The organism is Amycolatopsis sp. NPDC051071, from assembly GCF_040682875.1.
In the GTDB taxonomy this organism is placed as follows: Bacteria; Actinomycetota; Actinomycetes; order Mycobacteriales; family Pseudonocardiaceae; genus Amycolatopsis.
Genome location: NZ_JBFBBY010000103.1, coordinates 15,419 through 28,833, shown reverse-complemented (window position 1 = coordinate 28,833; position 13,415 = coordinate 15,419). Strand labels below are relative to the sequence as shown.

At 68.2% G+C, this 13,415-nt stretch carries 11 protein-coding genes; 2 read left to right on the top strand and 9 right to left on the bottom strand.

Annotated features, from left to right (window positions below):
- Positions 1-139 precede the first annotated feature (139 nt).
- Positions 140-3,037 carry a type I DNA topoisomerase gene (gene topA, locus AB0M65_RS27905; RefSeq protein WP_364033676.1) on the bottom strand — a complete coding sequence of 966 codons (2,898 nt, stop codon included), beginning with the start codon at positions 3,035-3,037 and terminating at the stop codon, positions 140-142.
- Between the two features lie 269 nt (positions 3,038-3,306).
- On the opposite strand from topA, the gene AB0M65_RS27900 reads away from it, so the two are divergent.
- Positions 3,307-4,119 (top strand): serine protease, encoded by an 813-nt coding sequence (locus tag AB0M65_RS27900; protein ID WP_364033673.1) that lies wholly within the window; start codon positions 3,307-3,309, stop codon positions 4,117-4,119.
- Between the two features lie 80 nt (positions 4,120-4,199).
- Here AB0M65_RS27900 and AB0M65_RS27895 read toward each other — a convergent pair whose 3' ends face one another.
- The 4 genes from AB0M65_RS27895 to AB0M65_RS27880 all read right to left on the bottom strand — a co-directional run bounded on the left by AB0M65_RS27895 (position 4,200) and on the right by AB0M65_RS27880 (position 8,483).
- Positions 4,200-4,793, bottom strand: a complete 594-nt coding sequence (locus tag AB0M65_RS27895) for a hypothetical protein (protein ID WP_364033669.1) — start codon at positions 4,791-4,793, stop codon at positions 4,200-4,202.
- Between the two features lie 52 nt (positions 4,794-4,845).
- A complete protein-coding gene (locus AB0M65_RS27890; RefSeq protein ID WP_364033664.1) occupies positions 4,846-5,430 on the bottom strand; it encodes a hypothetical protein in 585 nt (194 codons plus the stop codon).
- Positions 5,431-5,521: 91 nt separating this feature from the next.
- Complete coding sequence (locus AB0M65_RS27885; RefSeq protein WP_364033661.1) at positions 5,522-6,073, bottom strand: hypothetical protein; 552 nt, start codon at positions 6,071-6,073, stop codon at positions 5,522-5,524.
- A 115-nt stretch (positions 6,074-6,188) separates the two neighbouring features.
- Positions 6,189-8,483 (bottom strand): sodium-translocating pyrophosphatase, encoded by a 2,295-nt coding sequence (locus tag AB0M65_RS27880; protein ID WP_364033658.1) that lies wholly within the window; start codon positions 8,481-8,483, stop codon positions 6,189-6,191.
- A gap of 317 nt (positions 8,484-8,800) precedes the next feature.
- Between AB0M65_RS27880 and AB0M65_RS27875 the strand changes: the two genes are divergently transcribed.
- The gene (locus tag AB0M65_RS27875) at positions 8,801-11,275 is read left to right on the top strand and encodes a DEAD/DEAH box helicase (protein ID WP_364033655.1); all 2,475 of its coding nucleotides are present in this window, start codon (positions 8,801-8,803) and stop codon (positions 11,273-11,275) included.
- A 28-nt stretch (positions 11,276-11,303) separates the two neighbouring features.
- Here the strand turns inward: AB0M65_RS27875 and AB0M65_RS27870 are convergent, their stop codons facing one another.
- The 4 genes from AB0M65_RS27870 to AB0M65_RS27855 form a co-directional block, all read right to left on the bottom strand.
- On the bottom strand, positions 11,304-11,930 hold the full coding sequence (locus AB0M65_RS27870) for a bifunctional DNA primase/polymerase (protein ID WP_364033652.1): 627 nt from the start codon (positions 11,928-11,930) through the stop codon (positions 11,304-11,306).
- A gap of 418 nt (positions 11,931-12,348) precedes the next feature.
- Positions 12,349-12,882: an Rv3654c family TadE-like protein gene (locus AB0M65_RS27865; RefSeq protein WP_364033649.1), complete on the bottom strand. Its 534-nt coding sequence runs from the start codon at positions 12,880-12,882 to the stop codon at positions 12,349-12,351.
- Positions 12,879-13,220 carry a TadE family type IV pilus minor pilin gene (locus AB0M65_RS27860; RefSeq protein WP_364033646.1) on the bottom strand — a complete coding sequence of 114 codons (342 nt, stop codon included), beginning with the start codon at positions 13,218-13,220 and terminating at the stop codon, positions 12,879-12,881. The genes AB0M65_RS27865 and AB0M65_RS27860 overlap by 4 nt, the downstream gene beginning before the upstream one ends.
- Positions 13,220-13,393, bottom strand: a complete 174-nt coding sequence (locus tag AB0M65_RS27855) for a DUF4244 domain-containing protein (protein ID WP_364033643.1) — start codon at positions 13,391-13,393, stop codon at positions 13,220-13,222. The genes AB0M65_RS27860 and AB0M65_RS27855 overlap by 1 nt, the downstream gene beginning before the upstream one ends.
- Positions 13,394-13,415 lie beyond the last annotated feature (22 nt).

Sequence of the window (13,415 nt, the reverse complement as noted above, 5' to 3'; positions counted from 1 at the left end):
TCTTGCGGTGTCTACCATATGTATATTTTCCGGGCCCGCCGGCACCCCTCATGACACTTGAGCGAGAAAGTGCGCCATAAACGGCCCGCTACTTGCGAGATTTGCAAGTAACGGGCCGTTCATGGCGCGCTAAGGAGGGTTACTTCGTCTTCGTGGCGGTGGAGCGCGAAGCGGGCTTCTTGGCCGCCGTCGACTTCGCCGCCGTCGACTTCGCCGCAGTGGTTTTCTTCACCGCGGTCGTCTTGGTGGCCGTCGTCTTTGAGGCGGCGGGCTTGCGAGCCGGGGCCTTGCGCTTGGGCGCCGGGCCCTTCGCGCGCTTCTCCGCCAGCAGTTCGGCGCCGCGTTCGGCGGTCAGCTCCTCGATGCTGTCCGACTTCCGCAGCGTCGCGTTGTACTCGCCATCGGTCACGTACGGGCCGAAGCGGCCGTCCTTGACCACCATCGGCTTACCCGACACCGGGTCGTCGCCCAGTTCCTTGAGAGGCGGCTTCGCGGTCGCGGAACGGCCACGCTGCTTCGGCTCCGAGTAGATCTTCAGTGCCTCTTCGAGCGTGATCGAGAACAGCTGGTCTTCGGTCGTGAGCGAACGCGAGTCCGTGCCCTTCTTCAGGTACGGCCCGTAGCGCCCGTTCTGCGCGGTGATCTCGTCGCCGGACTCCGGGTCCTTGCCGACGACGCGCGGCAGCGAAAGCAGCTTCAGCGCGTCTTCGAGGTTCATCGACTCGATCGACATCGACTTGAACAGCGAACCCGTACGCGGCTTCGGCTGCTTCGCCTTCGCGGCCTTCTTCTGCGCGGCGGTCGCGGTCTCGGGCAGCGGCTCGGGCTCGGGCAGGAGCTCGGTGACGTACGGGCCGAAACGGCCTTCCTTCGCCACGATCTCGTGTCCGCTGACCGGGTCGGTGCCGAGCACGCGGCCTTCCTGCGGCGTCGCGAACAGCTTCTCGGCGAGTTCCAGGGTCAGCTCGTCCGGCGGCAGGTCTTCGGGCAGGTTCGCCCGCTGCGACGTGCCGTCGACCTCGCGCTCCAGGTACGGGCCGTAGCGGCCGACGCGCACGACGACGGTGTGGCCGTCGGGGTCACTGAACAGCGGGATCGAGTTGATCTCGCGGGCGTCGATGTCCTCGACGCCGGAGCCGACCAGCTTTTTCAGCCCGCCGAGCCGGCCGACGGAACCGTCGACGCCCATGTCGCCGCCGAAGTAGAACTTCGACAGCCACTGCGTGCGGTGCTCGTCACCGGCGGCGATGCGGTCGAGTTCGTCCTCCATGCCGGCGGTGAAGTCGTAGTCGACCAGCCGCTCGAAATGCCGCTCCATCAGCCCGATCACGGCGAACGCGACCCAGGAGGGCACCAGCGCGGAACCCTTCTTCCACACGTAGCCGCGGTCCTGGATGGTCTTGATGATCGACGCGTACGTCGACGGGCGGCCGATGCCCAGCTCTTCGAGCTTGCTGACCAGGCTCGGCTCCGAGTAGCGGGCGGGCGGCGACGTGGTGTGCCCGTCCGGGCTCAGGTCGCCCGCGGTCAGCGCCTGGTCCTTGACCAGCTGAGGGAGACGGCTCTGCTTGTCGTCCGCTTCGCCGCCGCTTTCGGTGTCGACGGCTTCGACGTACGCCTTGAGGAACCCGGCGAAGGTGATCGTGCGGCCCGAAGAGGCGAAGGTGCACTCCTCGCCGCTGGTGGCGGTGCCGACGATGCGCACCGACATCGTGGTGCCCTTCGCGTCCGTCATCTGCGACGCGATCGTGCGCTGCCAGATCATCTCGTAAAGGCGGTACTCGTCGGTGTCCAGATCCTTCGCGACCTGGCCCGGCGTGCGGAAGACCTCGCCAGAGGGACGGATCGCCTCGTGGGCTTCCTGCGCGTTCTTCACCTTGCGGGTGTACTGACGCGGCGACGGCGAGACGTACTCCTTGCCGTACAGCTGCGTCGCCTGGCTGCGTGCCGCCGAGATCGCCGACTCCGACAACGTCGTGGAGTCGGTACGCATATAAGTGATGTACCCGTTCTCGTACAGCTTCTGCGCGATCCGCATGGTGCGCTCGGAGGTGAACCGCAGCTTGCGGCCCGCTTCCTGCTGCAGGGTCGAGGTCATGAAGGGCGCGTACGGCTTACGCGTGTACGGCTTCTCTTCGACGCTCGCGACCTTGAAGTCGCGGTTCTTCAGCGCCCCGGCCAGGCGGACGGCGTCCGGCTCGGCCAGCACGCGGATCTCGTTGTTCGACGCCTTGAGCTGACCGTCCGAGCCGAAGTCACGGCCAGTGGCCAGCCGAGCGCCGTCGACGGCGATCAGGCGGGACGGGAAGCTGCGCGGCGAGGCCTCGGCACCCGCGTCCATCGTCGCCGAGATGTCCCAGTACGACGCCGAGGTGAAGCGCATCCGCTCGCGTTCCCGCTCGACCACGATCCGGGTCGCCACGGACTGCACGCGGCCTGCCGAAAGCTTCGGCATGACCTTCTTCCACAGCACGGGCGAGACCTCGTAGCCGTAGAGCCGGTCGAGGATGCGGCGGGTCTCCTGCGCGTCGACGAGATCGGCGTCGAGCTCACGGGTGCTGTTGGCGGCGGCGCGGATCGCCTGCTCGGTGACCTCGTGGAAGACCATCCGGCGGACCGGGACCTTCGGCTTGAGGGTCTCCAGCAGATGCCACGCGATGGCTTCGCCCTCGCGGTCGGGGTCCGTCGCGAGGTAAAGCTCGTCGACGTCCTTCAGGAGGCTCTTCAGCTCGGTGACCTTGGACTTCTTGTCCGGCGTGACGACGTAGAGCGCCTTGAAGTCGTTGTCGACGTCGACGCCCAGCCGTGCCCACGACTCGCCCTTGTACTGGGCTGGCACGTCGGCCGCGCCTCGGGGAAGGTCCCGGATGTGCCCGACGGACGACTCCACGACGTAGTTGACGCCGAGGTACGGGGCGATCTTGCGGGCCTTGGTCGGCGACTCGACGATCACCAGCCGACGACGGCCCGCGCCGTCGTCCGACGACGCGGTCTTCTTCGTCCGTGCTCCTGCCACGCTGTCCTGCTCTCCGCTCATCTTCGGCGCCTTCGCGCCGCCTCTCGACCCGTCAGTGTGCACGCTCGTGCTGCCCGGACCACGTCTAGGTGGTGCAACACGCCGCCGATCGTGTGTCCAGCGCATCGCCGCTGACCTCGCCGATGTTTCCTTTCAACACCTAGCACGTGATGTCCGACACGTCGGCCTGGGGTGCCGCGTGATCACCCGAACACCCTCCGTTCGACGGTGGTGGGGCCCCTTCCGCCAACGCTTCACTTGATGTCCACGCCGACCCGAAAGGCTTCCACATGACCCGACGACTTCTCGGCACCCTGTTCGCCATGCTGACCGCGTCCGCCCTGGTCGGTGCCGCCCCGGCGGAAGCGGCCACGACCACGTTCGCCGGAACGGTGGCCTTGTCGAACTGCTCCGGGTCGGTGGTGAAGCCGCCTGAAGCGAGCCTGTCCGACCCCGCCCTCGTCCTCTCCAACGGGCATTGCCTCCAAGAAGGTTTCCCTGACCCTGGAGAGGTAATCGTCAACCAGTCCTCATCGCGGACCTTCAGCCTGCTGTCCAAGGACGGTCGTTCGTCAGTCGGCACGCTCAGGGCGAAGAAGCTGCTCTACGCGACGATGACCGACACGGACGTCTCGCTGTACCAGCTCAACACCAGCTATGCCCAGATCCAGGCGTCCTACGGTATCGCCCCGCTGACGCTCTCGCCGACTCGTCCGGCGGCCGGCGTCGCGATGGACGTGGTCTCCGGCTACTGGAAGAAAATCTACTCCTGCAACATCGACGGCTTCGTCCACGAGCTGCACGAAGCGGACTGGGTCTGGAAGGACTCGATCCGGTACACCTCGGCGTGCAAAACGATCGGCGGGACCTCGGGTTCGCCGATCGTCGAGACCTCGACCGGCAAGGTCGTCGGCGTCAACAACACCGGCAACGAGAGCGGCCAGCGATGCACGATGAACAACCCGTGCGAGGTCGACGCGGCCGGAAAGGTGACCGTGCGGAACGGCATCAACTACGGGGAGCAGACCTATCAGCTCACCTCTTGTCTCTCACGTAGCGAACTGGACCTTTCGAACCCGAATTGCAAGGCGCCGAAGCCCTGATCGCGCTCCTGGAGTGCAATGAAAGTCCTCTTTATTGCTAAATTTGCGATGACGAGGACTTTCATTGCACTTGGTCGGGCTCAACCGGCCCGTACGACGGGCACCAGACTCGGCCAGGCGGGTTCAGCCCCGGCGGGCGCGTCGCCGATCAGCTCAAGCACATGTGCCAGCCGACGGCGGCCGGTGACCCGCAGCAACGCCTCCTCGCCACGCTGCGCCTTCGCCGGGACGCCGAGTCGCGCGAGTGCCGTGATCAGCCGCTCGTGTGTCTCCGGCGCCTCCGGATCGAGTGCGAGCAGGTATCCGTTGCCCTGGGGACTGCCGCCGGCCAGTGCCCACATCCTCAGCATCGCCCCGTCGAGCCGGAAACCGTCCGGCAGTACTTTCTCCTCGCCCCGGCTCCACCGCTGCTCCAGCGGCAGCAAATCGACCCGGAACGGCGTTCTCACGAGTGGCCGCCCGCAGTCGGCGGCCGAAACCTGCGCCTCGGCACCACGACGGCGGCATTCACGAGCGAGGGCACGCGCCCGCCAAGGCTCGTCGACCACGGCGGACAGCCGCGCGGCCGTCCGCCCGAAGCCCGCCATCCGGCCGGGCCCGCACAGCACCCCGGCGAGGTCCGCGAGCCCTGGCCCGCTCGCCTCCGCCGAGAAGAGCGAGATCGTCCCGTCCACCCGAACAGAATAGAACACAAGTTCGAGTCATGGCCAGTGACAGTTCGGTGACTCAGCGCGGTTGGTTCACCAAATCCTGGCAAACCGGGATCCGGCTGCTCGCCGCGGCGAGCTGAGGTACGTCGTCAAGGCCCCTGAGAAGGTCCAGGCGGTCTAGTTCGTCGAGGGACGTCCTCGCGTCGTGAAGCGCCGTCTTCGTCGTCTCGGAGTCCGCTGAGGAGTCAAGACGGTGACGGACGTCGTCTGCGCGGGAGCGGATGTCGTCGAGCTGGGCGACGGCGGCCGTCCGCGACGCGTCGCCTCCGGCGACCGGGGACGGACCTAGGTTCCCGAGCGCGGCCGACGTCCGGCTCAGCCCCGCGGCCACGGAGGCCATCAGGTCGCTGGAAGTCCGGGAGGCCTGCTGAGGCGTGCTCGGATCGACGCTGGGCAACGCCGCCAACGCCCGCACGAACCCACTGACCGCACCGCAGTACCCCTCCGCGAAGGCGGAGGCTGGATCGGCGGCCGACGCGCTGACCGTGGCGAGACCTTCTTGTCTTGCGTGGGAAGTCACCGCGGGCTGCTGCCCGCACCCGGCGAGGCCAAGCCCGATACCTGTTGCCAGCGCGGCGAGAACGGTAGACCGCGGCCGCACGAAAACACCTCCCGACCTGACGACTTCCCGGCTGGCCACCGACGGTACCGACACCGGGGGGCAATGCAAATCACTGTGGCGGCAAGAATCGTCAGGAAGGCAGCTTCTTGCAGTTCGGGGCCTGTGCTGCCAGCGCTTTCAGCGAAGCGTTCGTTTCCAGCTGCTGGAACGGATCGGGCATGTCGTTGATATTCGACCCGATCTGACGGAACGCGAGCCCCGCCTCCGCGGTGGCCGCTTTGTCGTCCTTCGGCGCGGCGTCCAATTTGGTCTTCGCGGCGACGACCTGGTCCCGCAGCGGCGTCAACGCGTCGACGATGCTCTTCCGCGCGGCTTCGGCCTCCGCGCTCGGAGGCTGGCCGAGCCCGTTCAGGCCGGTGACGGCGTGGTCGAAACCCGGTGCGAACACACCGAAGGCTTCGTCCATCGAGTTCCGGGCGTTCGCGGCGTCACCCTGCTCGAAGTCGGGCATCCTGAACTCGCCGATCTTGGCGAAGTCGAGCAGCGAACCGCAGAAACCGTCCATCCAGGAACTTCCGGCCGCGGCGGGAGCGGAAGAGGAAGGCGCGGCGGCGGGTGTCTCGGCGCCACCACAGCCCGCCAGCAGGAAAGCGGCGGCGAACAAGACGGACGAACGCCTCATGACAGGGACTCCCCGGATCGGGATCGGTGTGACGCGCAGAGATTAGCCTGCCGCGGACAGCCGCCGGGCCCGCCACGGAAAACGTGACGGGCCCGGCGGACGGGAACTTTCGGTGTTACGCCTTCGCGTCCGCCGGAGTATCGGAGAGAACCGACTCGCGGCGCTTGGAGACGACGATCGCTGCCACGATGATCGCGACGGCGACGAGCGAGATCCCGATCCGGATGCCGACGTTGGCGTCCGCGCCGATCGAGAACTGCACGATCGCCGGGGCGATCAGCACCGACACCAGGTTCATCACCTTGATCAGCGGGTTGATCGCCGGGCCGGCGGTGTCCTTGAACGGGTCGCCAACGGTGTCACCGATGATGGTGGCCTCGTGCGCGTCCGAACCCTTGCCGCCGTGACTTCCGTCCTCCACAAGCTTCTTCGCGTTGTCCCAGGCACCACCGGAGTTGGCGAGGAAGATCGCCATCAGGGTGCCGGACGCGATCGCACCGGCAAGGTAGCCGGCGAGCGCGCCGGTGCCGAGACCGAAGCCGACCGCGATCGGGGCGAACACCGCGAGCAGGCCGGGTGTGGTCAGCTCACGCAGCGAGTCACGGGTGACGATGTCGACGACACGGCCGTACTCGGGCCGCGTGGTGCCCTCCATGATCCCGGGGATGTCGCGGAACTGGCGGCGCACTTCGTAGACGACCGCGCCGGCGGCACGGGACACCGCGTTGACCGCGAGACCGGAGAACAGGAACACGACCGCCGCGCCGACGATGATGCCGACGAGGGTGTTCGGGCTGACGACCGTGTTCACGAAGAAGTTCAGCGCACTCGTGCTCGCCTGCGCCGCCTCCGGAATCGACTTCAGCGCCTTGCTGATCGCGTCCTGATAGGACCCGAACAGCGCCGTCGCCGCGAGGACCGCCGTGGCGATCGCGATCCCCTTGGTGATGGCCTTCGTGGTGTTGCCGACCGCGTCGAGTTCGGTGAGGATCCGCGCCGCGTCTTCGTCGACGTCACCCGACATCTCGGCGATGCCCTGCGCGTTGTCCGAAATGGGGCCGAAGGTGTCCATCGCGACGATGACACCGACGGTGGTGAGCAGACCGGTACCGGCCAGCGCCACGGCGAACAGCGCGACGCCGCCACCGAGCAGGTACGCGCCGAAGACGGCCGCGCTGATGACGAGAGCGGTGTACACGGCGGACTCGAACCCGACCGAGATACCGGCCAGGATCACCGTCGCCGCACCGGTTTCCGACGACTTGCCGACCTCCTTGACCGGCTTGTGCTCGGTGCCGGTGTAGTAGCCGGTGATCTTGAGGATGATCGCGGCGAGCACGATGCCGATGATCACCGAGATCGTGGCGATCAGCGCCGGGCTGCCGGGCTCGCTCGTGGCGCCGCTGGTCAGCTCGGAGAACGAACCGGGCAGGTAGACGAACGCCGCGATCGTCGAGAGCACCGCGGAAATCGCCGCGGAGATGTAGAACGAGCGGTTGATCGTGACCAGACCGCCTTCACCGGCCTTGGCCTTGGTGATGTAGACACCGATGACCGCGGTGATCACGCCGATGGCGGGAACGATGAGCGGGAAGATCAGGCCGTGCACGCCGAAGGCGGTGCTACCCAGGATCAGTGCCGCCACGAGCATGACCGCGTACGACTCGAAGAGGTCGGCCGCCATCCCGGCGCAGTCGCCCACGTTGTCACCGACGTTGTCGGCGATGGTGGCCGCGTTGCGCGGGTCGTCCTCGGGGATGCCCTGCTCGACCTTGCCGACCAGGTCCGCGCCGACGTCGGCGGCCTTCGTGAAGATACCGCCGCCGACACGCATGAACATCGCGATCAGCGCGGCACCGAAACCGAAGCCCTCCAACACCTTCGGGGCCTGTCCGGTGTAGACGAGGACGACCACGGCGGCGCCGAAGAGGCCGAGACCGACGGTGATCATGCCGACCACGCCACCGGTGCGGAAGGCCAGGCGCATCGCCTTTTCGCGACCGCCGGGCTCACGCGACGCGGACGCGACACGCAGGTTCGCCTGCGTCGCCAGCCACATGCCGAGATAGCCGATCGCGAAGGAGAATCCGGCGCCGACCAGGAAGAAAATCGACCGGCCGATCTTCTCGTTCCAGTCATCGGCCGGCAAAGCGAAGAGCAGCAAGAACACGATTCCCCCGAAAATAACGAGGGTGTTGCGCTGCCGTTTCAGATAGGCAGCCGCACCTTCCTGCACTGCCTTCGCGATGTCCTGCATCTTGGCGGTGCCTTGGCCGGCGGCCAGCACCTCCTTGAGCAGAACGTAGCCGATGACCAGTGCGGCAAGGGCGACCACGGCGATTACACCGACGATGGTGTAACCACCTCCGGAGAGCGTGATTTCGCTCTCCGCGAGGAACTGCCGGGACATTCGTCCTCCTGGAGACGTCGCCGTTGGCCAACGACGATCCGCCGATGGAGCCGGCGTGTCGACGTTGGCATGGGGATCTGAACCGAACGTCACGCTAGTCGCACTGCAAGGCACGTCTCACATGACGCTCGCCACAGACGGTGTGGATTGCGGGAGTGTATTGGTAGTGGGATGGAGGGCGGCAAGGCGTCCCCGCCACCGCACGTTCCGTTACCTTGTGAGCCTGATCACTGTATCGATCATTCATGGCCTCTCCCTGCACCCGCCCCGTACGCGGGCGGCCGTTTTCTGTCGGAGGCCTGTGCGAAGCTCGGAAGGTGGACGGCACGCCGGAATCCGGCAAGGGCAGACGGCTTCTCGACCGCGCGACGGCGGGAATCCCGGCTTCGCTGTACCCGGTCACCCATGTGGCCGAACTGCCCGCTCGCTCGGCGGATTCCGTGGACTGGCCTGGGTGGGTGCCGGCTCCGGTCGTCGAGGCGCTGACGTCGAACGGGGTGACGGCGCCGTGGCGGCATCAGGCCGAAGCCGCGTCGCTGGTGCGGGGAGGCGAGCACGTCGTCATCTCCACCGGAACCGCGTCCGGCAAGTCGCTCGCGTACCAGTTGCCGGTGCTGTCGGCACTGACCGAGGACGAGCGGGCGTCCGCGCTGTACCTGTCTCCGACCAAGGCACTGGGCGCGGACCAGTTACGCGCCGTGTCCTCTTTGGACATCAAGAAGGTGCGCGCGGCGTCGTTCGACGGCGACACCCCGATGGAGGAGCGGGACTGGGTCCGCGCCCACGCGAACTGGGTGTTCACCAACCCGGACATGCTGCATCGCGGGATCCTGTCGTCGCACTCGCGCTGGTCCCGGTTCTTCCGGCGGCTCGCGTTCGTCGTCGTCGACGAATGCCACAGCTACCGGGGTGTGTTCGGCTCCCATGTGGCGCTGTTGCTCCGCAGGCTGCGGCGCGTCGCCGCGTACTACGGCGCTTCGCCGGTCTTCATCCTCGCGTCGGCGACGACCGCCGACCCGGCGGCGTTCGCGGCGAAACTGTCCGGACAGGACTGCGTCCCGGTCACCGAAGACGGCTCACCGCGTGGCGCACGCACGGTCGCGTTGTGGGAACCTCCCCTGCTCTCCGAACTTTCGGGTGAGAACGGGGCGCCGGTGCGGCGCTCGGCAGGCGCCGAGGCCGCGCGGATCCTGGCCGAACTGGTCATCGAGGGCGCCCGCTCGCTGGCGTTCGTCCGGTCGCGGCGAGGAGCGGAACTGACCGCGCTCGGCGCGCGGCGGATCTTGTCCGAAGTGGACAGCAAGCTGGCGAAATCCGTTGCCGCGTACCGGTCGGGATATCTCCCCGAGGAACGGCGCGCACTCGAAGCGGCTTTGCTGTCCGGGCGGCTGCTCGGCGTGGCGACGACGAACGCGCTCGAACTCGGCGTCGACATCGCGGGACTGGACGCGGTGGTGCTGGCCGGGTATCCGGGCACGCTCGCTTCGTTCTGGCAGCAGGCCGGGCGAGCCGGGCGAGCGGGGGACGCGGCGCTGGTCGTGTTCGTGGCCCGCGACGACCCGCTGGACACCTATCTCGTCCATCATCCGGCCGCGCTCCTGGATCGTCCGGTGGAGGCCGCGGTCCTCGACCCGTCGAACCCGTATGTGCTGGCACCACAACTGGCCTGCGCCATCGCCGAACTCCCGCTGACCGAACCGGAGGTCGCGGCCTTCGGCGGTGACGCGGCGCGCGCGGTGCTCGCCGATCTGGTCAAGGAGCGGATCATCCGCCGCCGCACGAGCGGCTGGTACTGGACCTCGCGCGACCGGCCGCACGCCGATGTCGGCATCCGCGGTTCCGGTGGCGAGCAGATCGCCGTGGTGGAGGCCGATTCCGGGCGGATGCTCGGCACGGTCGATCCCGGTTCCGCCTGCTACGCGGTGCATCCCGGTGCGGTGTACCTGCACCAGGGTTCGTCCTACGTGGTCGACGAACTGGATCTGGACACCGGCCTCGCCCTGGTGCACGCGGAGGATCCGGACTGGACGACGTCGCCGCGGGAAATCGTCGACATCAGTGTCCTGCGCACCGTGGAGACCCGGGTGCACGGCGGAGTCACGGTGAACCTCGGCGAGGTGTCGGTGAGTTCGCAAGTAGTCGGCTACTTGCGAAGACGTCCGTCGGGCGAGGTGCTGGATCAGACTCCACTGGACCTGCCGGAGCAGAGCCTGCACACCCGCGCCGTCTGGTACACGATCTCGGCAGAACTGCTCGGGCCGTCCGGTGTTTCCGATGGCGTGGCGGGGACCGGGGGCCATCGGGTGGGGACCGAAGTTCTGGAGCCGGTGGGGACCGGAGGCTCCAGGGTGGGGACCGGGGAACTTGGCGAGGCACCGGGGACGGGCGCCGAATTGGATCCGGCGCGCGTCCCCGGTGCCCTGCATGCCGCCGAGCACGCGGCGATCGGCCTGCTACCGCTGTTCGCTACTTGCGACCGCTGGGACATTGGCGGGGTGTCTACCGCGTGGCACGAGGACACCGGGGAGGCGACGGTGTTCGTGCACGATGGCCATCCCGGGGGTGCGGGATTCGCCGATCGCGGGTTTGCCGCCATTGTCCCTTGGCTGGCCGCAACGCGGGAGGCGATCGTTTCCTGCGAGTGCCCGGCCGGCTGCCCGTCCTGCGTCCAGTCGCCGAAATGCGGGAACGGCAACGATCCGCTGGACAAGGCGGGGGCCGTGGCCGTTCTGGATACCGTGCTCGGAGCGTTGCGTCAGCACGGGTCCCAGTCAGGCCACTTGTCGGTCTGAATTCCTGTGACGTGAAGTTGTGGGTTGATCAGGCGGCGGTGGTCAGGGTCGCCGCGGGAATGGCGGCCTTGTCACCGGCCAGCGCACGAACGAGCACGTCGTGCACGTCGGCGGCCTCGGGCAGCTGCCAGCCCCAGACCTCGGGCTTGACCCGCCAGTGCACGACACCGTGCTGGAACGGCGACGGGGGCAGCGGGATGTAGCCGTTGGCGCCGTGCCACTGGACCGAGGCCTGGTCGGCCAGCTCCCGCGGGATGCTCGCGGCGACGGTGGTGAGGAACAGCCAGCGGCCGTTCGGCATCGCGACGATCGGGGCCGGGTGACCGGTGGCGCGCAGCAGACGGGCGGCCGCCTTGCCGAGCTCGTCGTCGACCTCGATGGCGTCCAGCACGGTGCCGGTGGCCACGAGCAGGCTGTGCGTGTCGTCCCCGAACCAGGTGGCGACCTCGTGAGGGTGGGTCTCGATCAGTTCACGCCAGTTGTCCTGTGCCGGGACGGGACGCCGCCAGGTGAGGTCGTCACCTTCCGCGGTGATCGCGGCGGGCTCCGCACCGGGGAGCACCGGCCAGCCACGCCAAGCGAGACCGATCGCCTCCGCCCGCATTTCGATGCGGAAGGCGCCACGCCAGCTGTCCGGCCAATTCGCGTCCAACATTACTGCCCCTGCCTCAGGTCAACTCTGTCCTGTGTCTGTCAGTGCCGCGCCGCCCCGGCGAACCTGTCGAAGTGGCGTACATCTCAATAAACGGCAAGTTGCACATCGGGAGAAGACCTCACGCGACAACCGGCCGTTACTTAGCGATGAACGCGCGGTAGTGCGACCGGACGGACTGAACACTGAACGTCCGATGAACGGGCGTGGACGACCAGTGCGATGCCGTTCGTCGCAGCCGACCAGGGGATTCAGTCCTGGCCGACCCGCTCGCGACCGGCGGCGTGCAGCCGTTCGGCGGAGCGCTGATCATGCATTCGACCGCTTGCCGCGCGTCAACGACCGCTGCTCGCGCCGAGCGGTTACTCGCCCGTACTACCGGCGGATTACCACCGGACGACCGCTCGCCGTGTGACGTTCGTCAGGGTGGCCGGTCGACCGGTCCCGCCCTGGCATGCGCTTCCGGCGGCCCGAAGGCCGCCAGGTGCCCCGGCACCGCCGACCGCACCTCGACCAGGACATCGCCTCGTTCCCACCGGCAGGTCAGCAGCGAGACCGACATCCGGACGGCGACCTGCCGTGCCCGTTCGCAGGCCGCGCCGGGACCATCCGTCGCGTGCGCGGCCGCGGCGAGCGCCGCCAGGTCGGCGGCGGCCTCGGTGTGGTGCCTGGTCGTGAGGGCGGCGCCGATCCAGTAGGTGAACGCCGCCGCACAGACCAGGACGGCGACCATCGAGGCGGTCCACACGGTCGCGACGCCGCTGTCGCCGCGGTGGTCGCGGTCGCCACGGTCGCCACGGTCGCGGTGGTCGCCGCTGTGGTCGCTGTGGTCGCTGTGGTCGCTGTGGTCGCAGTCGCCACGGTCGCGGTAGTCGCCGCGGTCGCAGTCGCCACGGTCGCGGTGGTCGCCACTGTCGCCGTTGTGGTCGCGGTCGTCGCGGTCGTCCGGGCTCACGGCCCGCTCCCCGGCTCGGCGATCGCGAAGGCGCGGGAGCGCAGCCGGATACCCGGCAGCAGTCCGGCGACCGGTTCGGCCTCGACACCGGCGGTGATGGCGTCACCTTCACGGACGACGTCCAGCCGGGCTCCCCGCGGCGCGATCTCCCGCACCGCCTGTTCGGCACGGGCGGGCTGCCCTCGGGCGAGGAGCCGGGCCGCCTCGCGGGCGGCGTCGGTGCAGCGCAGCTGATCGGTGGCGACCCCGGCCCCGGCGAGCAGCAAGGCCGAGACGAACGTCAGCGCGCTGATGCCGATCGCGGCCTCCACCGTGGCGGACCCTCGGTCGTCCCGCATCAGAACTTCACCGACAAGGCCCGCTCGATGAGCGCGGTGAGCCCGGCGACGACCGCATCGCTGTTGACGATCAGGTAGAGGACACCGGCCAGCGCGGCGGCGGCGAGGGTGGCGATGGCGTATTCGACCGTCGCCATCCCGTCGTCCTCGCGGAAGGTGGGGAACTTGGGCATGGGATCGCCTTTCGGTTGGAGG